We start from the raw sequence: 21,668 nt of genomic DNA on the forward strand, positions 1-21,668 counted from the left end.
CCCGTGATAAACCCCTCTGGAAACGATGATTCGGTGGACTGAACCTTTGGGCATCATGCCACCTGTGATGAGTGGCTAAAGGGCGGTAGGTTGACTGCTCTGTTCGGTGGTGAGGATGGCCGGACGCCGCTCAGCCGATCTGCGCCGACGAGTCATTGCAATCGTCTCGGGTCGGGCAGCACCGCCGGCAGGCAGAAGACCCGGGGGTAAACGGGCCGCCTCGAATACCGGTCGGTTCGGCTGTATTGGACGAACCGTTCATGGATTTCGTGGAGGACGTTGTGCGCATCTTGGTCGTCGAGGACGAGCCGCGGCTGGCCGAGTTAATTCGTCGCGGTCTGGTGGCCGAGGGCTTCGTCGTGCAATTGGCCGGGGACGGTCGCGTCGGACTCGATGAGGCACTCGGCGGCGGATTCGATGTGCTGGTTCTCGACATCATGTTGCCCTCGATGAGCGGCTACGAAATTGTGCGCGAACTGCGCAAGGCCCAGGTGTGGACCCCCGTGCTGATGTTGTCGGCGAAGGACGGGGAATATGACCTGGCCGATGCATTCGACCTCGGTGCGGATGACTACTTGATCAAGCCATTCTCCTTTGTGGTGCTGATTGCTCGGTTGCGGGCACTTATGCGCCGCGGCGCACCCGCACGGCCGCCCGTCTTGCGCGTCGACGATCTCGAGCTGGATCCTGCCCGCCACCGAGTGACCCGAGCGGGCATCGAGGTGGACTTGACGCCTCGCGAGTACGGCGTGCTCGAGTACTTGATGCGGAACGCAGATACGGTCGTCACCAAAGACGAAATACTGAGGGCGGTGTGGGACGTCAACTACGGAGGGGACGACAACATCGTCGAGGTCTATGTCGGGTATCTACGGCGCAAACTCGATGTACCTTTCGGCACTCAGACCATTCATACCGTGCGCGGCGTGGGTTACCGGCTGTCCTCGGCCGGTGCGTAACTGTGGGTGTCGGCGGGCAGCGTCACCGTGACGCACGCCCCGCCTCCTGAATTTCCGATGCTGACGGTGCCATGGTGAGCGGCCACGATTTCGGCAACGATGGCCAACCCGAGGCCGCTACCACCAGCATCGCGGGTTCGGGCGGCATCGAGGCGGACGAACCGTTCAAACACCCGCTCGCGCTGGTCGGCTGGGATGCCCGGGCCGTCGTCGGCGATGCGTATGACGGCGGTGTCTCTCACTCGCTCACAAACGAGTTCGACAGTGCTGTGGGCATGCCGGGCCGCGTTGTCAACCAGATTACGCACCACGCGCGCGAGCTGTCTGCGGTCGCCGCTGACCCGGACGGCGCCGATCCGCGCCTGCACCGTCAATCGCGGGTTCCCTTGGAGGCGAACCTTTTCGGAGGCGATGATGTCGTCGATGTCGACATTGTCGGTGCGGATAGCAAGTTGATGTTCATCGGCGCGGGCTAAGAGCAGTAGGTCGTCCACCAAGTCGCGCATGCGGCGGGCTTCAGGAATCAATGTCTGGTCGACGAGTTCGGAGTCGAGCAGATCGGGTCGATTGTGGGCCAGCTCCAGCGCGGTGCTGATCGCCGACAACGGACTGCGCAACTCATGGGACACATCGGAAATGAACCTGCGCTGTGCGCTATGACCGGCCTGCAGCCGAGTCAGCATGTGGTTCATGGTCTGTGCCAGATGGGCGATCTCGTCGCCGGTCGGTGGCACGGGAACGCGTTCGTCGAGTTGTTCGGTACTGATCGTGTCGACACGAGCGCGGATGCGTTCGACGGGATGTAGCGCCCGCCCCACCAGGAAGTAGGTCGCCCAAGCGACTAGCGCAACTACGAGCGGTCCGCTGACGGCCAACAACATTCCGACGGTAGCCACCGTCGTTTCGACGGGTTCACGATCCCCGCCGACGAGGACGGTGACCGGTCCCGACGGAGTTGCTGCGCCGCGCGCAGTGACCCATAAGTCGCCGCGGTCGCCGGGCAACTGGATGCGCCCGAGTCTCACGGTTTGCCCGGGTGGCACAGCCACAGGCGCAATAGGTGACTTGGGGGCTCCGGCTGACGCGAGCCGGACCGCGCCCCGATCGTCGAGGACCTGAATGAGACCGACCTGGCCGTCGGTACTCAACAGCCCGGGGTCGAGTTCGGCGGGGCCGTCGGTGCGCATTTGTTCGACGAGTTGACCGGCGCGTGTCTGAGCCGCAGCTTGGGTGGATCGCTGCAATGTGTTGTAGAGGACGAACAGCATGGCTGCCGATGCGGCGCCCAGCCCAAGCGCCACCATGACGGCGGCCGCTACGGCCGATCGGGTTCGCACCGACCAGCGCGACAGCCGGCTCGCCACCGTGATCAGTCTTGCACGATCCGTCGTCAACTCCGGGCTGCCTTCAACCGGGGGAGATCCGTAAGCACCTGCACTTGCCGTGCCTCCTCGTTGTCAGACTGGCGCTGTCAGCCGTGCCGCGGCCGGTTCCGCGCCTGCAACGGCGGCGCGAGGTCGTGATGGTCGATTCTTCGGCACCGATGACCACACGGCCGGATGATCATGCTGATTCGTCTGAGCCCGCACACCCCGATCGGTGAATCGGTCCGTTCTATACGGGTCATTGGTCGCGAATGAGTCCGCGCGCAGGGTGGCGGGCGAACAGAACCACCGCTCCGGCACTGACTGCGACCAGAGCCCCGACCGTCACCGCCGCGGTGGCCCCCAGGTAGGCCCACGGAACGGCCACGGTGTGGGGCGGCGGGTCGAACACCCCGCTCAATACTTTGACCAGCATCACCGACAGGACTGAACCGGTGAGCCCACCGGCCACGATCCCGAAGGTGGTCAGAACCGCGGTTTCACTGAACACCATCGCGCGCAGGTGGCCACTGCGGGCGCCCAGCGCCGAAAACAGGGCGTAGATGCGGCGTCTGTCGCTCAGACCGAGTCCCAGTACGAGCGCGCCCGCCCCGACTGCCAGCACCAGCGCGAAGGATAGTTCGATGCGGGTCAGCCCCGACAGGTCCACTGCGGTCAGGCTGGACCCGACTTCGGCCCGCACTGCGTTGATGTCGGTCACGGTCGCCGCGGTCCCCACTGCGGCGCGTATGCGGGCCGCGGCCGCGGAGGTGTCGCGGCCGCCAGTATCGATCAAATAGACGTTGGGGGCCGCCGTGCCGGTGTGCGCGGCGAGGTAGTCGGCGTTGGCAACCAGGAAGCTGTCCTTGGGGGCGGTGGGAAACTCGGTGACAACCCCGGCGTAGCGGAAGGTGACTGGACGTGGTTGTTGGGTGGAGGCGTCGATGATGCGCAACGTCACGTGGTCGCCGAGACGTAGCTGGAAGTCGTGCACCGTTTCCGCCGAGAGCAAGATCGAGTCGGGCTTGGTGACCAGAGCGTTCATCTGCGCCCTTGCGGTCGATTGCGGAAAGTAGCTGTCCTGCAGTGCGGTTGCACGAGTGATCGAGTCCGGGCGCACCCCGTAGAGATCTTGCAAGTCGGTGCCGATGTAGGCGAACCGGTGCGCCATCGGTTCCACCGCACGCACCCCGGGGACCGCGGCGAGCCTGCTGGTGACTTCCGCGGGTAACGGTGCTGTCGCAGTCACGGTGACATCGGCACCGTTGGTCAGTTGGGCGTCGACTTCGGCCTGATGGCGGTAGGTGGCGTTGAATGTCGCCGTGGACACCGCGAACGAAACCGCCAAGGCGAGCATCACGATGGCACCCACCAGCGTGCGGCGCGCACGGGATATACCTGAGGCGATGGTGCCCGCCAAGTCACCGGCGAAAGGCCGCAGGGCCGAGGCGATCAGAGGGCGGCCGCTGCCGAGCAGCAGGTCGGCCAGCCGCCAGGTGAGCAGCCCGGCGCCGATCCACAGCAGCGCCGGGCCGGCGAACGCCCAGTAGGAGACCGAGATCGCTGGCACCCCTTCGGGGGCCAATACCAGCTGATACCCGCGTCCTGTGGTGGCGTGGAACACCACCGCCGCGCCACCCAGGATGATGCCGTCGATGCCCAACCGTGCCCAGACCGGCATGCTGCGTGTGTCCAGGCGCGACCGCGCGTCGGCGACGGTTCGTGCGCGCACCTCGCGCCTTAACGGCACCAGCACGGCCGCGGCCGCCACCGCCATCCCGGCCGCCGTTGCGGCCGCCGGCCACTCCACGGCGGCCGCGACCGTGCTTCCGAACCGAGGCGACCCGAAGGCCAGCCAGTTGACCGCCGCTGCGACGGCCAGCCCGGCCACCGCCCCGACCCCGCCGATCGCAGCCACCTCGGCAGCGGCCAACCCCAACAGCTGGGGAGTGGAGGCCCCCCGCGCCCTCAGCAAGGTCTGCTCGGCGCGGCGTCGGTCGGCGCCGGCGGCCGTGACAGTCGCGGTCAGCAGGGCGGCCAACACGGCACCGGGCAGCCCGAGGAACACGAACAGTACCTTCGCATAGGCGGCATCACTGCGGGCGGCGTCCAGCGCCGCACCGAGGTTGTCGCCGACGAGCACGGCCCCGGCGCTGCGCGCTTCCAGGTTGCGTGCCGCGGCACGCACTGTCGTGTAGGCGCTGCCGGGGTCGGCCGGAAGGGCATGGGCGCGTCGTAGATGGATCTGGGTGGAAAGTAGATCCGGGCGGCTGGCAGCCAGTGGATCGAACAGCTTGTGCCACTGCGTTTCTGGAAGCAGCACCACGTTGTCGGGCGGTGCGGCCGGCTGCGCGGTCGGTGCAGCACCGACTGTTTGGAACAATGAATTCGCCTGCGGCAGTTCTACGATCCCGGCCACGGTCACCGCAGCGGCAGGCAGTCCGGCACGACCGATGTTGATCGTGTCACCCGGAGCTACGTGCAGGTTGGCCGCGGTCTGCTGAGCCAACAGCACACCGGCGCCCGCACCGGTCAAGGTGCGGATCTGGTTTGGGAACAGGTTTCGGTAAGTCGACGGGACGCCTAGCACGACACCGGGGCCGGTGGTTTGTGTGCTGCCTGCGACAGTGGCCGACAACCCAACGGTTTTGGCGAATTCGACCCGCGCGTGGGCCCTCACGCCGGCTGTGGCGGTTACGAGTCGGGCTGCGGCCGCGACGTCAGCGCCGGGGGTGAACTGGACCTGCCAGTCCACAGCCACACTGTGCACCGCGCGTTGAGTCATCGTGGCTTGTGAGGTGGCCAGAAACGATCCCAACGTGGCGATCAAGGCGACCGCGACCGCGACCCCGGCGGAGGCCCCGACGACGCGGGCACGTTGACGGCGCAGCAAACCGGTGAGCCACACCGCGATCATCCTTGGTCCTGACTGCCGGTGGCAACGCGTAAGCGGCCGTCGCGCATCGTCCACTGACTGGTCAGCCGCCTGGCCACCACGGGGTCGTGAGTGGACACGATCAGCGCAGCGCTCAGATCGTCGGCGGCGCGCAGCAAGACGTCGATCACCATCGCGGCGGCGGCGTGGTCGAGTTGGCCGGTGGGTTCATCTGCCAGGATCAGCCGCGGTGTGTCGGCCAGGGCGCGGGCAATGGCGACGCGTTGCGCCTGCCCGCCTGATAGCGCGTCGGGTAACGCCTCGCTCAGGGCGTCGATGCCGAGCCTGGCCAGCGCTTCGTGAGCGCGGTCGGTGGCGACGCGCTCTGAGAAGCCGGCGAATAGCATTGGCAGGCGAACATTTTCGATCACATCGAGGTTGGGCGCCAAACTGCGGCCCTGGAATACCAGACCCACCTTTTGACGGGCCGCGTTGGACTCAGTGCACAACCATCTGACGGTTCCTGCGGTGGGTTCATCCAGACCGGCCAGCAGGTGTAACAGGGTGGACTTGCCCGATCCCGACGGCCCCGTCAACGCGATACGGTCATGGCAGGAAATCGCCACGGTCACACCGCGCACGGCCACCACAGTTCCAGTGCCCGAACCGAAGCAGCGCGTCAGCCGCTGGGTGCATACGACGGTCGACTCGTTCACTCCCGGTGCTGCCTGCATTGGTACATCTGCCTTGCGGACGTTCTTCACGACATGACCTGTCCGTCGCAGAGGGTGATAACCCGGTCGGCGCTCGCGGCGACCGCCGAGCTATGGCTGGCGATGATGATCGCGGTCCCGCCCGTAGCCAGCTCCCGCAGTACGCGCAAAACGTCGGCTTCGGTTGCGGTGTCGAGCTCTCCGGTTGGTTCATCGGCCAGCACCACCGCCGGATCATTGGCAAGCGCGACAGCCAGCCCGGCTCGTGCCAGCTCCCCGCCCGACAGCTGCTCCGGGTACGCATCGGCGCGTTCGGCGATACCCAGCGATGCCAGCAGCATCGTCGGGTGATTGCGGACGCTGCGCCCGTCGACTCGTTGGACCAACCGCACGTTCTGTTCAATGGTCAATGGCATCAACAAGTTTCGATCCTGATACACCAGTCCGACGTGACGGGAGCGAAGCGCACAACGCATCCGTTCGGACTGATGACTGATCCGCTGCCCCAGTAGCCGAACGGTGCCGCCGTCAGGTTCGTCAAGGCCGGCCAGACAGCCCAGCAGAGTGGATTTACCCGAGCCGGATGGACCGACCACCGCGACCACCTCACCGGGGTTCAGCGTCAGCGACACCCCACGCAGTGCCAGTGTCTCCTCGTCGCCGGCGCGGAAGAACCGGTACAGCGAGGCGGCCTCCATGACCGGCGCGCTGTCCTGGACGCCCGTATGGGAACGGGGCTGTACCGCTGGTGGCGTGCTCACCGCAGCCACCTGAACGAATCGGTGATCGTGCGCCATGGGTCGACGGTGTCTGATCCCGTTGGGGCGGCTAGCGTGACCGCCGCGCCGCGCCCTCCGTGAGCGTATTCGTAACGGGTGACGTCCTGACGGACCGACTTACCGGTGACCGGGTTTGGCGCCGAATCGGCCTGATAGCGGATGACGATTACCGGGCCCGCCGACCGTTGAGCGGTAGTGACGTCTGCTGTGGTGAATCCTGGCGTGTGCGCGGCGATTTCGGGCACCTCGACGGTGCGAGCGTATGTTTCGGAAGGTTGGTAAAAGCCGTCGTGTGGGGCGACGGTCATGGTGTTGTACTTGTCGCTGAAGGTGACCGTCGACCCTGAAGCGGTGCGTGCCCATCCTTCGGGGTACTTCAGCGTGTATGACCCGTCGGCAGAAGTGTAAGAGACGAAGGCCTGATTGTCGGGAATGTCGCCAGCCGGGTTCGACTCGGTAACCGGCTGTACGGCACCGGCCGAAGGCGTTGGCGCCGACGATGGGCCGCGGGCGCCGCACGCGGCGGCCACGCTGATGACTACAACGCCGCCGGCCATCGCCGCCAGCATGTGCTTCATGACAGGCATGCTCTCCTCGATTCTGATGGGATGTCGCGGCGCGGGACGCCCGGTATGGCGAAGCACCGGAATAGGTGTCCCGCGCCGCGAGGTGGCTCCGGCGGCGCAGCGGCCGAGGCTAGGCGGGGCCGATATTGTGTGGTGCCCTCAGCACGGCGCGTCGGGGACCTCGGGTCCGCCTTGGTCGCCGTGTTGGGCGTTGTCGGTGTCCGGTGCGCCCGGCTGATCGGGCGTGTCTCCGGGCTCGGGAGCGTCGCATTGTTGCGAGGTCGAAGGCGGAGGAGGAGGCGTGGGTGCGGCATGCGCCAGTGCCGCGCCGGTCCCGCCGATCGTCGCAGCGCCCAAGACCGCGCAAATTCCGGCGATTAGGCGCCCTGTGGTTCTCCTCATGCGTTATCTTTTCCTTCCTGTTCAAATCGGCCCTTGCGGTGCGCGATGAACTCACCGTGCCCGCTGCTTGCTGAACATTCGCTGTGCGCAGCTGAGGACGACGCATTGCCGGCCGCCGGCCGTGCGATGCGCTCGCAAACCGTTGTGGCACTGCGGTTCCACCGTGATCGGCCCGATTCGTATGCCCTGCGCCGAGATGGGGGTGGTGCGTCGGGTTCTTGCCAGCCGAGGGGGTTTGTTCGTCATTAGGCTCGGCAGCGCTGCCTGCTCGACCCTGTGAATTAGCCGATGATCGGCTGAAATGCTTTGGTATTCAGCGTCTTCTCAGCGCCGGCTTGCCACGGTGTCGTCGTCGGATTCGGCGATGCGCTGTGCGGTTCCGGCCGCACCGCCGACGGCCGCAGATTGGATAGTGATGATGGCTGCGCGTGTTCTGCGTGCGATGGTCCGGCTGCTGCAGACCTCAAAGGAGTCGGTACCGCTCGCCGAGAAGGTATTCCGCGGTGCACTGCTTTTACCTGTCTTTTCGTTGCTGTCCTTGCTTTTGCGGGGCCGTGCTCGGTTGGGCTGTTCGGTTCTTGTGGCGGGTCGAACGCGTTTCGGTGCCACCGTCATGTGCCGCCTGCCTGACCTCATCGCCACCTACGTATGGGTCTTTGGGGAGTGGGAACCAGATTTGACGCGGTTTATCGTCAATAGGCTCCGCGACGGTGACGTCTTCATCGACGTCGGTGCGAATGTCGGCTACTACTCTCTGCTGGCAGCACGGTCCGTAGGCGTCAACGGGAACGTGGTCGCCGTGGAGGCCTCGCCGGTGATGTTTGACCAATTGCGTCGAAATACTGGTGCTGACAGGCTCGGCGATCGCGTTCGCCTGGTGAACAAGGCCGCTGCGGCGAAATCGGGGAAGCTGACTGTGTTCTCCGGGCCACGGCACAACACCGGGATGTCGACGACGCTGTCGACGCGAGGACTTGACGTCGAGGCGACCATCGAAGCGCTGCGGCTCGACCAAATCTTCACATGCGAGGAAGCCGCGTCAATCCGGATCGTCAAGATCGATGTCGAGGGTGCCGAACCGGACGTCTTAGCGGGAATGAGCAACCTGATCGGAGTGCTTCGCTCCGATGCTGAGATCGTCGTCGAGCTCTCCCCCCAGTGGTGGCCCGACCCACACTTGCGGCCGATCGACGTGCTGCGCCCATTTGTCGATGCCGGCTTCAACGTCTACAAGATGAAAAACAGCTACAACGCATGGCGATACTTGTGGCCCAATGACGTGAGCAACGCAATCCGGGTTCGCGACGATCTCACCAGGCGAGTCGCACGACTCGACATCGTGCTATCCCGCCTCGACGGCGACTTCCTGACCATCGAACCGAGCGTCGCAGGCCAAAACCACTGGTACTGAGGACCACCGCCAGATGTCGAGTGACTCGTCAAGCCGCTTGACGCGACCAGAGGGTCCGCTTCGCGATGGTTTCTCGGAGTTCGGCTACCAGGTGGGCTACCCGTGGCAGCTGGGTGTGGGAACCGACTTCAGCTACACCAGCTCCGGCTCAGCGAATTCTCAGCACCGTTGTGCCACCGTCGGCATCGTCGGAAAGCGACGAGTCGGGGCCGACCCGTCGCGCCAGGGTCGTAAAGCCCCCGATGGAGGCCGGCGCGCCGCCGTGGAGATCCGTTGCGCTCTCGTTGACCCCGATGCGCGGAAACCTTCACCCTTAGCGGTGGCGCGTCGGCCGTTCGGGATACTGGCCGTGTGCTGTTGGTGTGTCCAGTCGAGGGAGTTTCTGCCGGGTGAAAATTCTGCTCGTCGAAGACGAACCCCACGTCGCATCCAGCCTCAAGCTTGGTTTGGGCGCGGAGGGATTCATTGTCGTTCACGCCGCAACCGGCACCGAGGGTTTATGGGAGGCGACCGAAAACCACTTCGACGTCATTGTTCTGGACATCATGGTGCCGGAGTTGAGCGGTTATGAGGTGCTCCGTCGCCTGCGTGCACGCAGCGTTTGGACTCCGGTGTTGATGCTGACTGCGAAGGACGGCGACTACGACCAGGCGGACGCGTTCGAGCTGGGTGCAGACGACTACCTGATCAAACCGTTCTCATTCGTCGTCCTGGTCGCTCGGCTCCATGCTCTGGCTCGCCGTGGTGCGCCGGAGCGCCCGGTCGTGATGACCGCAGGTGATCTCACGCTGGATCCGATGCGCCATGTGGTGGAGCGAGCCGGTACTCCAATTGACCTGAGCCCCAGAGAGTTCAGCCTTTTGGCGTACCTGATGCGCAACAAGGATGCGGTCTGCACGAAATCTGAGATTCTGCATCGTGTCTGGGATCCGCATTACGAAGGGCCCGACAACATCGTCGAGGTCTACATTCGCTACCTTCGGCGCAAGATCGACATTCCCTTCGGAGCCAACACCATCGAGACCATCCGTGGGGTGGGCTACCGGCTCGAATCCGGAGTCGTTGCGGCCGGCAGCTGAACCGTCACCACCGTCCCGCCGCCCGGTCGAGCGGAGATGGTGATGTGACCGCTGTGAGCAGCAACGATTTCGGCCACAATGGACAAGCCCAATCCGCTTCCGCCACCGCCACGCGAGCGAGAACTGTCCAGGCGCACAAACCTGTCGAACACGCGCACACGGTCGGCCACAGGAATTCCCGGACCGTCGTCGGCGACAGTCACGGTCGCATCACCGTTCTCGTTATGAATCGCCACATCGATCTGCGACGTTGCGTGACGCGCGGCATTGTCGAGCAAATTACGTACCACTCGAGACAACGCGGCAGCATCACCGTCAATCTCGACGGGATCTGCGGCGATTCGGACGGAATGCCGACAATTGCGCCGCAGACGCATTACCTCGCCGGTAGCGACCTCATCTAGGCGAACGGGCTCGCGGTGGAAGGGCAGGCCGCGTTCGTCGGCGCGGGCCAACAACAGCAAGTCCTCGACCAGAGCGCGCATGCGTTGCGCCTCGGGAACCAATGTGTCCCTGGCCAATTGGACATCTAGCAGTTCTGGATGTGCTACTGCCACGTCGAGAGCGGAGATGATCGCCGTCAACGGGCTGCGCAACTCGTGCGAGGCGTCGCCGACGAACTGACGCTGCGCGACATGACCGGTTTCGATGCGGTCAAGCATGTCGTTCATGGTGACGGCCAGAGCCGAGATCTCGTCACGACCCGGCGGGACCGGAACACGCTCGGCGAGATCAGCGCTGCTGATCGCCGCGACCCGCGCGCGCATATCGTCCACTGAGCGCAGAGACCGCCGGACCAGGCGATAGGTTGCGACAGCCGCGACGGCGACGACGACCGGCGCGGCTAGCAGTAGCAGGATGATTGCAGTCCAGACGGTGGATTCCGCCGCGTCGTCGCCGCCGGCGACCACGACAATGAACGGCCCGTGCGGTGTCGTGATCGACTGCGCGCTGATACGCATGTCGCGGTCGGGGGAGTCCGTCGGCGCCATCCCTGTCCGCAGCGTGGCGCTGACTTGATCAAGGGGCACTAACGGGGTGTCGGAGATGCTGTCGGATCGGCGGAGAACTCTCCCGTCGGGGGTGAGGACCTGCACGGCGTCAATACGCTGATCGGTGGCCAACAGCGGGTCGTCGAGGTCGTCGGGAGTGTCCTCGCTCAGGCCGGCAGACACATCGCGTACCCGTGACGCGGCAGCTGCGTCCACACCCGCAATCAGCGAACGATAGAAGATGCCGGTCAACGCCGCGCCAGTGAGCGTGAATGCGACGAAAACGACGGTTCCGGCGATGAGGGCCGAGCGGGCCGCGATACTCCAGCGAGCTGGTCGTGATCGCAGTCTCGGCAAGGGCCGCGACAGGTTGGACGTTGATATGACCGCGCCGTTCACCCCATTACTGTGCAGCAGCGTCGCGCTGACGGCAGCGATACGTGAGGCGACCTCGTAGCGGCGTCGCCGGACTGAGCGAGTCAACGTCCGGTTCCCAGCAGATCCCCATCAACCTTTGGCATTACTGCCAGGTTGAGCTCAGCATTGGCTCAGGACGTCGCAATCACACTTGCGTCGTGTCCAGCAGCCGAAGACGACTACCCAATAAGTTCGCCGGAGCGCGCAGCGTGGCCGCTCTCGCGGGTCTCACGGCAATCGCGGCGGCATGCGTTCTCACGGCAACCCAGCGCTACGACGACCCAGGCACCGTTGAGATGCCTGTCGCAGGATCGGGCAGCGCCCCGGTGAACACCAGCTACACACAGCCCGTCGAGGGTGACATGACGGCGATGAATACCGGTGCCACCGCGGTGGATACGACCACACCACCTACCGCTTTGCCGACCTCGAAGGCCGTTCCGGCAATCAAGGCGGGTCATTGACCGCCGCTCGCTCTTCCAAGGCTGGACGTCGTACCCGCGTCGCAGTCCTCGCGGTCGTGGCCGCCTTTTTGCCGATCGGGGCCATCGCCACTGCTCAGGCATCGCCGAACGTCGTAGGTCAGAAGTACTCCGATGCAAGCTCCGCGCTGTCTTCGGCCGGCTACACGGCCGTTGTGTCGGTCACGGTCGGTGACCACTTGCATTGGCCCGACTGCGTAGTCGTTCGCCAGCAAGACCGCACCGCGAAGCCTCCTCCCAACAGCGGTGGCTCCGGAACCAAGCAGACCCTCGTGTCGTTGAACTGTGACGCCGGTGTGGCCTCTGCAGTCGAGCCCGGCAATTCGTTGGGCAGCCCCGAAGGTCGCGCAGCCAAGGCGGCCGAACAGCAAGCAGCGCAACAAGCCGCCGCTGCTCAATAGATCGCACGGACCAGCGATCCTCGGTAGATGCGTTCGCTGCGCAGTCAGGCGCCGGCGGCGGTGATAATCGCGTCAGTGGCGAATCCTGCCACGACTCCGAGGAAGACTCCCCAGGCAGTCACTGCCTTGAGGTCCGAAGTACGCGCCACGGCGAGCAATTCGATGACTACATAGAGGATGGAGCCTGCAGCCAAGCCCAAAAATGCGACCGACACTTCTTCGCTGACGAAACGCTGGCCCACAAGTGTGCCGACAAACGTCGGGCCGCCACCGACGAGCCCCAGTAAGGCCAGAAATCCCCACGACGGACGTTGCCCCGTCAGCGGAGCGACGATGCCGAACCCCTCGGTGGCGTTGTGCAGCGCGAAGCCGATGACAAGCAGCACCGCCAAGGACAACTCACCCGTTGCCGCCGAGTTGCCGATCGCCAAGCCTTCGGCGAAGTTGTGCAAACCGATACCGCTCGCGATCATGATCGCCAGCCGCCTTGCGTGCGTTGTTTTCGTCGTGCCGCCAACATCCGTTGGTGCAGAGGAGATCTCGTTGGTTGCCCGGCTTCGCCTTCGCCATCCATCGACCCATACCAACCCGATAAGCCCAGTGCCGAATGTCGCTGCCAGAAGTGCGCCGTTCACGAGCGCATGGCCGATCTGTTTGGCTGCCAGCGCTCGGTCGACCGGCTCCCAAGCATGCGCTAGCACGTCCCACAGCAGGAAGACGAGAATTCCGATCGCGACCGCATTCAGGGCGGTTTTCAGGTTCGGCATCGGTGCGCGCAACCGCCCGATCGGCAGTCCTAGGAAAATCGTGAACCCGGCGAAGCCGCCGAGTAGGGCAATCTGGCTTGCCGACATGCTCCTCGCTTCGATCTTTTTCGCGATTTGTGAATCACTGATGATGGTGAGCCTCACCTAAGCACAGAGGTCACCGGCCGGGCTAGTGCCTCTCAGTGATTACTCAGCGACAGCTACCTACCGTTCGTGGCGTGACGGAGACGACGAAGACGGACACATCCAGGACCGGGCGCGACCTTCTCAGCAAGGTTCCCGAAGTCACCGTGTGGTTTTGGCTCATCAAGGTCCTTTGCACCACCGTTGGCGAAAGCTTCGCTGACTGGATCAACATGACCCTCGGCGTCGGCTTGATCACCACCGCGTTGATCTTCACTGCGGTGCTCGCCGTCGTGCTGACATGCCAGGTGATCTTGACTCGCTATGTGCCGTTTGCGTATTGGCTGAGTGTCGTCGTGCTCTCGGTGACCGGCACGCTATACACCGACATCCTCACCGACCATCTCGCCGTGCCGCTTGCGCTGAGCACAGCCGTGTTCGCCGCCGCATTGGGTGTCGTGTTTGCCCTCTGGTATTCGCGCGAGCGGACGCTGTCGATTCACAGCATCGTGACACTGCCGAGAGAGCTCTTCTACTGGCTGGCCGTGTTGATCACCTTCGCCCTCGGGACAGCCGTGGGGGACTGGACGTTGCAGCTGACCGGCTGGAGTCCAGGCATGGCTGTATTGCTGCCCGCAGGTCTGATCGGCGCCATCGCCATCGGTTGGCGTCTGGGTGCCAACGCGGTGCTGTCCTTCTGGCTGGCCTACATCCTGACGCGTCCGCTGGGCGCGAATCTTGGTGACTGGCTTGGGTTGCCGTGGTCGCAGGGCGGCCTTGGCATCGGCACTGCCATCACCAGTGCGGCCTTTCTTGTCGCAATCCTCGCGGTGGTCGGCTATCTCGCGTTCAGTCGCGTCGACGTACTGGAGACCTACGACCGCAGCCACACACCAACAGTTGCAACGAATCCCGGTCGAGAGCGTGTACTACTCGGCTATTACCTGATCCTCGCGGTGGCCACCGTGGCGCTGCTAGCCTGGGCCGGCTCGCAAACTCACGAGCGCCCCGGCAGCGAGGAGGAGCCGGACCTCCCGGCGACGAGCGCGCCGGCATTGCCGGGCAACACGGGACCTGCGAGTGCCCACTTTCCAGCGCCCGAGATCGCACGACTTCGCTCGATCGTGGATGCCGCCCAAGCGAAGGTCAGGGCCGGCGACCAGAGCGGTGCCAGAACCAAGATGACGGATCTCGAAACCGCTTGGGACGCCGATGAATCAACGCTACGGCCGATGGACGAAGCTGCGTGGCGCAATCTTGATGGCCAGATCGACAAAGCCTTGCACGCTGTGAGGGCAGCCCAGCCTGACGTTGCGAGCGAAGACTCAAGTCTTACCGCGCTGTCCAATTCGCTTGGTTGACTTGTCATCTCACACGCCGTTAGCAACAGCGCGCCATATTTCAGTGAGGTGTATCAGAGGCGGATCGTCTGCGCCAGAACGACAAAGGCCACCGGCGCGATCCGGGTTCGCGGCCGGCGCGACGTATGGCGCCACGGGCGACCAGTTCGAGCGTGACAGCGACGGCACACGTCTGGGACACCAGGATGGACAGCAGGATCAGGATTTGGACCGCACCGGCCTGGGTTGCCGAACCGGTACTCAGTAGCACGCCGACGAAGGCGCCGGGAAGCGTCACCAGACCCACCGTCCTGGTTTGATCAAGGTTGGGCAAGAGTGCGTCCGCGGCCGTAGGGCCGATCATCTCCATGCGAGCAAGCCGGTCGGTGAATCCCAGAGCGAGTAGCGCTTCGACCTCTCCGGCACGGGTGCCGAGAGTATCCAGTGCGCGACGGGCAGCCACCGAGACCGCAGTCATGGTACTGCCCAGGAGAATTCCGACGATCGGCACCAGAGCGACCCCTGTGAGAGGTACGAGACCCGACGCCAGCAACAGCGGCACCACCACGATCATGCCCGTCGCAAGTGCGGCCGCGAGCAGCCAGGAGCCATCGGACTGGCTACGGCGCGCCGCAGTGACTGCAGCGGCGACGAACATAACCGACAGCACAGCCAGAGAGGTCCCCAGACTGCGCAGCGCGGCGGTGAGAATCGCAGCCACCACGGTCAGCTGGACTACTGCGCGAACTGCGGCGCGTGGCACCGTCCACGCCGAGCCCAGCGAAGTCGACCAGTAGACCGCCGCGGCCGTGATCACCATCAGAACGCAGATGATGACCAGCGTCGGGCCCACGATATGTTGGGACAGCTGCACTCCACCCATTGTGTCGGATGGGGCCTTCACCGGTGGTTGGTCTTCGCTTGTGTCATCCGCGGGCGGCCCAACTCACTGTGGGAATCTGACGACCGGTCGTTCCTGAACCCACGACTGCACTCCGGTTCGCGAGTCGTCGAGCCATGACCCCGGGTGCTTGTCCGCTTCCGGGCACTTTGGGAGGTGGGATCCGAATCGTCCTGCTTCATAACGTCCTGCCACGGCTACTACCACCTCTGATCAGCGCGCCCGAGCCTCGCCGTTGCTAATCGCAGCTTGTGCGCCGATCATGCTGACGACTACGTCGCAAACCTTTCGTGGACTTGCTCGGCAGTCAACCCGTAGTGGTTCAGTGTGTACCTGTGCTTGGGTGCGCGGTGGCTCTCGCTGCCTTCGGCATGGGCCACATGCATGGCAGAGATTGCTTCGTCGCTTAGTGTCAGCCCGAAGTGTCGGTAAACCCCGCAGGCCACGGCGACCGGATCGGCGACGAAATCGAAGTAGTCGATGTCGCAGAATTGCCCCGGGTTGTAGTTCGTGCGCGCGGTGTTGAATAGCTCGATACCCCGGGCCCAGGTATCCAGGACATCGTGGCCGATCTGTGCCCCGAGGAACGTGTTCGACCAACCTTCGGTGCTGTGCTCTGCCAATGAACACATTGATGCCAACAGGGTTTCGGGTGGGCGGTGGCATTGAACGATCAGCGCGTCGGGGTAGACCGCCATGATCGCATCGAGTGAGAACAGATGGCTCGGGTTTTTCAGGACCCAACGTTTGTGCGGTTCGTTGAGTCCGATCAGCTGAAGGTTCCTGCGATGCCGTTCATAGGATGATGTCCAGTCTTGGGTAGCCAGCCAGCGTGTGTAAGTGGGCACGTGGGCAAGTGATTCGAAGGACACTGAGTGCAGCGACTGCCGGAGAAGCTGCCAGCATTCCTCTAGAACGTCTTCGGAGATGTAATGCAGGCCTAGGAAGTCTGGATTCTCCTGGTGGGCCTTGGCGTAGTACGCCTTGAGACTCTGATATTCGGGAATGGTATTCCACTGACCGCGCGGCGGTCGTGGCTGCGGGTACTCAGCCAGCCAGAGTTCGAGCCCCTGATGGCGGGGGTCGGCGCCGAGGAGACGGTGCAGCGCCGTCGTCCCGGTTCGGGGTAACCCGGTCACAAAGATGGGCTGAATGATTGCTACCTCGGCGTAGTCGGGGTGTCGCTTCCAGGCCGCCTCGCTCAGCAGGCGCGCCACCAATGCCGATCGCAGGTAATGGCGCGTCATGGTGGCGCCCAGCGGTGTGAAATCTGCTTCCCGCGAGTATGATTCGAGCAAGACGCTCAGGGCTTCGGTGAAATTGTCGGAGGTATCTCCGAAGTCGCTGTGGCCGGCCACTTCGGTGGCCGCGTCGCATAATGCTTCTACAGTTCCGATTTCGGTTGACGCAGTCATGCTTTGTGCTCCCCACAGTTGACGTCGACGGTCTGGCCGGTGATGCCATTGGCCAGATCGCTGATCAGAAAGATGATTGCCGAGGAGACATCGTCCTCGGTGACCAGGCGCTTGAGGTCTGATGGCGCTGCGGCGGCAGCATAGACGGCGTCGAGAGATACGCCGGAGGTTTCTGCTTGCTGCTGGAAGTAGTCCTTGAGTACCTGGCCCCAGATATAACCGGGCGCAACGGAGTTGACGCGTATTCCGCTGCCGCCCAACTCACTTGAGAGGGACTGGGACATCGCCAGCAATGCCGACTTGGCCAGCTTATACGGGCCGTACTGTGGTTCTGAATGCCGAATGACCATTGAACTGAGGTTCACAATGGATCCCCGCGATTCGGCGAGGGCAGGGCTGAAAGCCTGGATGGTGCGCAGGGCGCCGAGGACCGTCAGCTCGAAAGAGTCGCGAATATGGGTGAAAGTGGTTCCGGCGAAGGGCTTCATGGAGGGATACATGAAGGCGTTGTTGACCAGTCCATCGATCTTGCCGTAGGCGCACAAGGCTTCTTGGGCAAGTGCGTGGACGTCGCCGTCCACCGTGATGTCGGTAGGCACGGAGACAGCCCGCCGACCTAGGTTGGTTACGTTCTTGGCGACCTCATCAAGTCGGGACGCTGATCGCGCCGCTAACACCAGATCGGCACCCTCCTGGGCGCAGCGCGTGGCCAGCGTGGTGCCCAGGCCGGGGCCGACCCCCGTGATCACCACAACCTTGTCCTGCAACAGTCCCGCCATGGTTCAGCCCAGCATTCTTTCGGCAATCTGGCTCTGGCGCTGCGCTATTCGTGCCTGCCACTTCTCGACTGAAATCCTGTTGTGGTCGATGAACGGTAGAGCGCCGGCGACAGCTGAATTGCTGACGAGTTCGACCGTGGGACCGTCGGCCTCGCTCAGTTCGCGCGACAAACGTTGCCATCGAAACTGAAAATAGCCGCGACGGTGACCAAGCGTTTCGACCCAGTTGGTCACACCGGGGTTCTGGTCACTGACGACGATACGCACGAATCCATCCGGGTCGGCCTGCATCTGCGAGCCGTTCAGCGACGTCTGATGGTTGATGTAGTCCAACGAGGTGTACCACATGTTGCCCAGTTGGAAGCCCAGGTAGGGGGCATCGCTGGTCGGTATCGTGATGACGAGAGCCTGATCTGCATCGAGGTCGAAGTGCCCAGCCGAGGAGTATTGGGTGGTGAGGCCACCGGGGGTTGAGCGCGGCGCCACGGCGGTGTTGACGGGAAGGTTCAGATAGAACCACTGGGGAAACTGTAGCCAGGTCTTCACCCGATTCACCAACTGCTCTGCGGCGCTCCTGAATTGGCGCTCGATAAGTTCTGGCGTCAAGGCCGGGGGAGCGCTACCCACAGTGTCGGTTCGATGAACAGCCAACGCTCCCCGTCGTTGCGACCAGTCACCGAACACCTCTCGAATGACGAGCTGGCCGGGCCGCTGCGGGACGAATCGCCACTCGAAGTGTCCATTGGTGGCGATGTTGAGTTCGCGGTCATCAAAGGCCACCTCACTTTCCGGCACAGTGTCGTCGGTGTATTCGCCCGCCAGGTACTGGAAGCTCAAATCGGTTGTGGTTCCCCGAATTCCGTTGACGACATACTCGAATCCGGCCTGCATCCTTGTTCCGAAATACAGGGTGTCGGGGTTGTCGAGGCCCATCTTGGTGAAGGGTCCGGTGCCGGTGAGGAGAACGGGATGATCAGTGGAAGAGTAAAAGGCATGATGGGTGCATGCGGCTATGCCGCCGGCCAGATACTGCAGCCCTTCGGCAAGGTCGTTGTCGTTCTCAATGTGTGGCGCTGCTCTGACCAAGTTTTCGGCTTCGGTAATCGCCTTGGTTAGTGGGTCGGAGTTCATGTCGGCGACGCTAGTGACGGGTGTCTCGCGCGTCAGTGGGGAACGTCCACTCAGCGGAATACTTTCTGGGTAATGTTGGTTAATTCACCCCAGATTAGGTGTGTGTCCGCACGGATCGCGCGCGCTTCAGGCCTTCGTGGGTTTGCCGGAAAGTGCGTTCGTCGCTCGAAGGCGCGCTGCTTCAGGCCTTGATGTTTCTCTGGCGGGCGAAGACCTGTTCGCTGCGTTGCTTCAAGGCAAGTGCGGTGTCATCGAAGGCGCGTTTCACCCAACCTCCGGTCTCGTTCATAATCTCGTGGGCGTGGTCGCCCAGAAAGGCGTCTGTGGAGTAGTAGCGGCATCTGTTGGCATCGACGGCCTCGATGACCTGATCTCGGCGAGCGGCATAGGGGGATTCCTCGGTGGCCACCAATTCCCAGGACAGTAACCGTTCAGGCACTATCGCGCAGACGTACTCGGTATTGGTGAATGTGCCTTCCCCACGGGCATAGTCGGCCAGCAGCATCTCTACGGGGGCGCCCATGCGGAGCGTGGATACTGCGGATAGGCAGAACGGATTCCACAACGGATAGCGTTCGAGATCGACCAGTACGCGCCACACGACATCTGTGGGGGCATCGATGTCGACGGTGATCGAACGCACCAGAGTCTGCGGGTCATAGTGCGGTATCGGAAAATATGACATCGGATCGCTCCTGCGAGAAGTGCTGCGGCGGAGAGCTATCCGGCGCAGATCAATAAGGAGTCGTACCGTGCCACAGCCCGATCAACTGTGGCGCCGCCGAGGCCGCTGAGCGGGAATTTGCGCTGCGATGTGCCCGAGCTCCTTCACGCCTCCGCGCGCCAAATCGGCGAGGCCGAGTTGCCCGGTGGAAAGGCAAAGCGGAACGCGGCCGTGGTCGTGGTCAACACTGCGGCGATACAAGCAGCGGTCGCCATGTCCGAGACCGTGGACGCCGATGCGATCCGCGCGATGCACCGAGCATTGATGGTCAACGATGCCCGCCATACGCCTGGCGGGTTCCGCACCGAGCCAGTGTGGATCGGAGGTGGATCGACCCCAATCGGCGCGACGTTTGTCGGCCCGCGCCATGAGTTGATTCCTGCGGCGATCGACGATCTGATCGCTTACACGCAACGGGTCGATGTGCCCGCGCGGCCGCAAATCGCAGTGACCCGCGCACAATTCGAGACCATTCACCCCTTCACCGACGGCACCGGCCGCGCTCTGGCGCAAGCCCTACTGCGCAACAAGGGCCTGACGCGTCAGGTCACGGTGCCCGTCTCAGCCGGCCTGCTCGCCGACACCGACGCGTACTTCGCCGCGCTGTTGAGCTACCGCGACGGTGACGCCACGCCGATTGTCCAGCGCTTCTCCCAAGCCACCGTCCCGGCGATCGCCAACGGGCGACAACTGGTCCGCGAACTTCGCGAGATCCGGGAGAACTGGAACGGCGTGATCACCGCGCGGTCCGACTCCGCGGTGTGGAGGGTCGCCGATTTGTTGACCCGCGCCCAGTCGTCAACGCCGCGCTGCTGGCGCGGGAGTTGGGCATGGAGTCCACCAACGCTCACCGCTACCTCAATCCGCTCACAGAGGCGGGAATCCTCATCGAGACAACCACTGGATCCCGCAACCGAGTGTGGCGCTCGCCCGAAGTGCTCGCCGCGCTCGATGCTTTCGCCGAACGCGCCGGCCGGCGAGGCTGATACGCGAGAATTTACCTCGGACATATCTGGTCGGCAGGGGGTGTCGTCGTGCTGCTTCGGATGGTGCGTGAGCTGCATTCTCAAACCCAGGCTTCGCATGCTCATCATCGAGGCCGCAAAACATCTCGGACGTGACATTTCGGACGTGTCGATGCCGTGATAACCCAACGCTGATTTCGCGCCTATGCCACATGTGATGCAGCAGCGCGGGTACCGATGCCGGGCCATTGTCGGGGGGCTTGAACGGCAACGCGATTACTGAGTTCGGTAGGCGTCTGCTCGGCTGAACACGCCCACGACCGTGACGCGGCGATGCTCATCGTTGATGCGGTAGATCACGCGATAAGTACCTCGACGGGCACTGTGGCGATCCTCGAGTGGTGGCCGCAGACGCTTGCCAACCCGATGGGGATTGTCCAGGAGTGGACCGGTGATGAACTCGTAGGCTGCGAACGCGACAGACTCCGGAAGGGTTTCGGCCAGCTGACTTCGCACGATCGGAGCAACAACCAGTTCGTATCGCCGTTCGATCACTTCCCGGCTCGACGTGCGTGCATCGCTGCGGCAAGTTGGTCTTGGGTCTCACCTTCGCCGCGGGCCAGTTGAGCGTCGGCCTCGCTCAGGGCCCGCACCGCGGCTGAGTCGGACAGGACGGCGATGGTCTCCTCGAGTGACTCCAAATCGTCGACAGCGAGAATGACCGCAGCCGGCCGTCCATGGACCGTGACGGTGATCCGTTCGTGTTGCTCTCCGACCCGGGCCACCAACTCGGATAGGTGGGCTTTCGTCTCAGCCAACGAGGTGGTTTCTGTCATGGTCACAAGTATGACCATAAATCGCCGGTGCGTCCACGTGTGCCGAAGCCTTTGGAGCGGCCGCCGCGGGCCGAATAAACGCCGACCGACTTTATTCAGCACGACTAAATACCACCTCTGACCAGCGCCCCCGGCAGGAATCGAACCTGCGACCTAGGGATTAGAAGGCCCTTGCTCTATCCGACTGAGCTACGGAGGCAGCGCGTCGACAGTCTAGCGGTGCAGATTTGCGAGGAGGGGCGCGTGT

General features: G+C 63.7%; 22 protein-coding genes and 1 tRNA gene. 7 read left to right on the top strand and 16 right to left on the bottom strand.

Features of this window, described 5'->3' with window-relative positions:
* Positions 1-281: 281 nt before the first annotated feature.
* Complete coding sequence (locus Y900_RS20870; protein WP_036347412.1) at positions 282-959, top strand: response regulator transcription factor; 678 nt, start codon at positions 282-284, stop codon at positions 957-959.
* Here the strand turns inward: Y900_RS20870 and Y900_RS20875 are convergent.
* The 6 genes from Y900_RS20875 to Y900_RS31050 form a co-directional block, all read right to left on the bottom strand.
* Positions 932-2,329, bottom strand: a complete 1,398-nt coding sequence (locus Y900_RS20875) for a sensor histidine kinase (RefSeq protein ID WP_237752714.1) — start codon at positions 2,327-2,329, stop codon at positions 932-934. The two genes, Y900_RS20870 and Y900_RS20875, sit on opposite strands and share 28 nt — an antisense overlap.
* Positions 2,330-2,582: 253 nt before the next feature.
* Positions 2,583-5,240: an ABC transporter permease gene (locus Y900_RS20880; protein ID WP_036344276.1), complete on the bottom strand. Its 2,658-nt coding sequence runs from the start codon at positions 5,238-5,240 to the stop codon at positions 2,583-2,585.
* Positions 5,237-5,932, bottom strand: a complete 696-nt coding sequence (locus Y900_RS20885; RefSeq protein WP_036347417.1) for an ABC transporter ATP-binding protein — start codon at positions 5,930-5,932, stop codon at positions 5,237-5,239. The genes Y900_RS20880 and Y900_RS20885 overlap by 4 nt, the downstream gene beginning before the upstream one ends.
* 26 nt (positions 5,933-5,958) lie before the next feature.
* Entirely contained in the window at positions 5,959-6,672 is a 714-nt protein-coding gene (locus Y900_RS20890) for an ABC transporter ATP-binding protein (protein WP_337588783.1), read from the bottom strand.
* Positions 6,669-7,268 (bottom strand): hypothetical protein, encoded by a 600-nt coding sequence (locus tag Y900_RS20895; RefSeq protein ID WP_036344280.1) that lies wholly within the window; start codon positions 7,266-7,268, stop codon positions 6,669-6,671. The genes Y900_RS20890 and Y900_RS20895 overlap by 4 nt, the downstream gene beginning before the upstream one ends.
* A 147-nt stretch (positions 7,269-7,415) precedes the next feature.
* Complete coding sequence (locus Y900_RS31050) at positions 7,416-7,658, bottom strand: hypothetical protein (RefSeq protein WP_081845185.1); 243 nt, start codon at positions 7,656-7,658, stop codon at positions 7,416-7,418.
* A gap of 613 nt (positions 7,659-8,271) precedes the next feature.
* Here Y900_RS31050 and Y900_RS20900 point away from each other — a divergent pair.
* On the top strand, positions 8,272-9,069 hold the full coding sequence (locus Y900_RS20900; protein WP_157838265.1) for an FkbM family methyltransferase: 798 nt from the start codon (positions 8,272-8,274) through the stop codon (positions 9,067-9,069).
* Positions 9,070-9,458: 389 nt separating this feature from the next.
* Positions 9,459-10,148 (top strand): response regulator transcription factor, encoded by a 690-nt coding sequence (locus Y900_RS20905; RefSeq protein ID WP_036344282.1) that lies wholly within the window; start codon positions 9,459-9,461, stop codon positions 10,146-10,148.
* Here Y900_RS20905 and Y900_RS20910 read toward each other — a convergent pair.
* Complete coding sequence (locus tag Y900_RS20910; RefSeq protein ID WP_051660442.1) at positions 10,109-11,509, bottom strand: HAMP domain-containing sensor histidine kinase; 1,401 nt, start codon at positions 11,507-11,509, stop codon at positions 10,109-10,111. The two genes, Y900_RS20905 and Y900_RS20910, sit on opposite strands and share 40 nt — an antisense overlap.
* Before the next feature lie 257 nt (positions 11,510-11,766).
* On the opposite strand from Y900_RS20910, the gene Y900_RS20915 reads away from it, so the two are divergent.
* Positions 11,767-12,021 (top strand): hypothetical protein, encoded by a 255-nt coding sequence (locus Y900_RS20915; protein WP_036344283.1) that lies wholly within the window; start codon positions 11,767-11,769, stop codon positions 12,019-12,021.
* Positions 12,022-12,077: 56 nt separating this feature from the next.
* A complete protein-coding gene (locus tag Y900_RS20920; protein WP_036344284.1) occupies positions 12,078-12,440 on the top strand; it encodes a hypothetical protein in 363 nt (120 codons plus the stop codon).
* A 44-nt stretch (positions 12,441-12,484) separates the two neighbouring features.
* On the opposite strand, the gene Y900_RS20925 is transcribed toward Y900_RS20920, so the two are convergent.
* Positions 12,485-13,351 (bottom strand): ZIP family metal transporter, encoded by an 867-nt coding sequence (locus Y900_RS20925; protein WP_237752614.1) that lies wholly within the window; start codon positions 13,349-13,351, stop codon positions 12,485-12,487.
* Between the two features lie 74 nt (positions 13,352-13,425).
* Here Y900_RS20925 and Y900_RS20930 point away from each other — a divergent pair, with 74 nt between their 5' ends.
* On the top strand, positions 13,426-14,691 hold the full coding sequence (locus Y900_RS20930; RefSeq protein ID WP_036344285.1) for a COG4705 family protein: 1,266 nt from the start codon (positions 13,426-13,428) through the stop codon (positions 14,689-14,691).
* A 40-nt stretch (positions 14,692-14,731) separates the two neighbouring features.
* Here Y900_RS20930 and Y900_RS20935 read toward each other — a convergent pair whose 3' ends face one another.
* The 5 genes from Y900_RS20935 to Y900_RS20955 all read right to left on the bottom strand — a co-directional run bounded on the left by Y900_RS20935 (position 14,732) and on the right by Y900_RS20955 (position 19,539).
* Positions 14,732-15,544: an ABC transporter permease gene (locus tag Y900_RS20935; protein ID WP_420329779.1), complete on the bottom strand. Its 813-nt coding sequence runs from the start codon at positions 15,542-15,544 to the stop codon at positions 14,732-14,734.
* 299 nt (positions 15,545-15,843) lie between these two features.
* On the bottom strand, positions 15,844-16,986 hold the full coding sequence (locus Y900_RS20940; RefSeq protein ID WP_036344286.1) for a sulfotransferase family protein: 1,143 nt from the start codon (positions 16,984-16,986) through the stop codon (positions 15,844-15,846).
* The gene (locus Y900_RS20945; protein WP_036344287.1) at positions 16,983-17,765 is read right to left on the bottom strand and encodes an SDR family oxidoreductase; all 783 of its coding nucleotides are present in this window, start codon (positions 17,763-17,765) and stop codon (positions 16,983-16,985) included. The genes Y900_RS20940 and Y900_RS20945 overlap by 4 nt, the downstream gene beginning before the upstream one ends.
* A 3-nt stretch (positions 17,766-17,768) precedes the next feature.
* The gene (locus Y900_RS20950; RefSeq protein WP_036344288.1) at positions 17,769-18,896 is read right to left on the bottom strand and encodes a hypothetical protein; all 1,128 of its coding nucleotides are present in this window, start codon (positions 18,894-18,896) and stop codon (positions 17,769-17,771) included.
* A 181-nt stretch (positions 18,897-19,077) separates the two neighbouring features.
* Positions 19,078-19,539: an SRPBCC domain-containing protein gene (locus tag Y900_RS20955; protein WP_237752615.1), complete on the bottom strand. Its 462-nt coding sequence runs from the start codon at positions 19,537-19,539 to the stop codon at positions 19,078-19,080.
* A gap of 252 nt (positions 19,540-19,791) precedes the next feature.
* On the opposite strand from Y900_RS20955, the gene Y900_RS20960 reads away from it, so the two are divergent.
* On the top strand, positions 19,792-20,766 hold the full coding sequence (locus Y900_RS20960) for a Fic family protein (RefSeq protein ID WP_237752616.1): 975 nt from the start codon (positions 19,792-19,794) through the stop codon (positions 20,764-20,766).
* Positions 20,767-20,861: 95 nt separating this feature from the next.
* Here Y900_RS20960 and Y900_RS20965 read toward each other — a convergent pair whose 3' ends face one another.
* From Y900_RS20965 to Y900_RS20975, 3 genes are all read right to left on the bottom strand, one after another.
* Positions 20,862-21,140 carry a type II toxin-antitoxin system RelE family toxin gene (locus Y900_RS20965; RefSeq protein WP_036344290.1) on the bottom strand — a complete coding sequence of 93 codons (279 nt, stop codon included), beginning with the start codon at positions 21,138-21,140 and terminating at the stop codon, positions 20,862-20,864.
* Positions 21,137-21,421, bottom strand: coding sequence for a type II toxin-antitoxin system Phd/YefM family antitoxin (locus Y900_RS20970; RefSeq protein WP_192827533.1), 285 nt, complete (start codon positions 21,419-21,421; stop codon positions 21,137-21,139). The genes Y900_RS20965 and Y900_RS20970 overlap by 4 nt, the downstream gene beginning before the upstream one ends.
* A gap of 125 nt (positions 21,422-21,546) precedes the next feature.
* Positions 21,547-21,620, bottom strand: a tRNA-Arg gene (locus tag Y900_RS20975).
* Positions 21,621-21,668: the final 48 nt, after the last annotated feature.

This window comes from Mycolicibacterium aromaticivorans JS19b1 = JCM 16368, from assembly GCF_000559085.1.
Taxonomy (GTDB): domain Bacteria; phylum Actinomycetota; class Actinomycetes; order Mycobacteriales; family Mycobacteriaceae; genus Mycobacterium; species Mycobacterium aromaticivorans.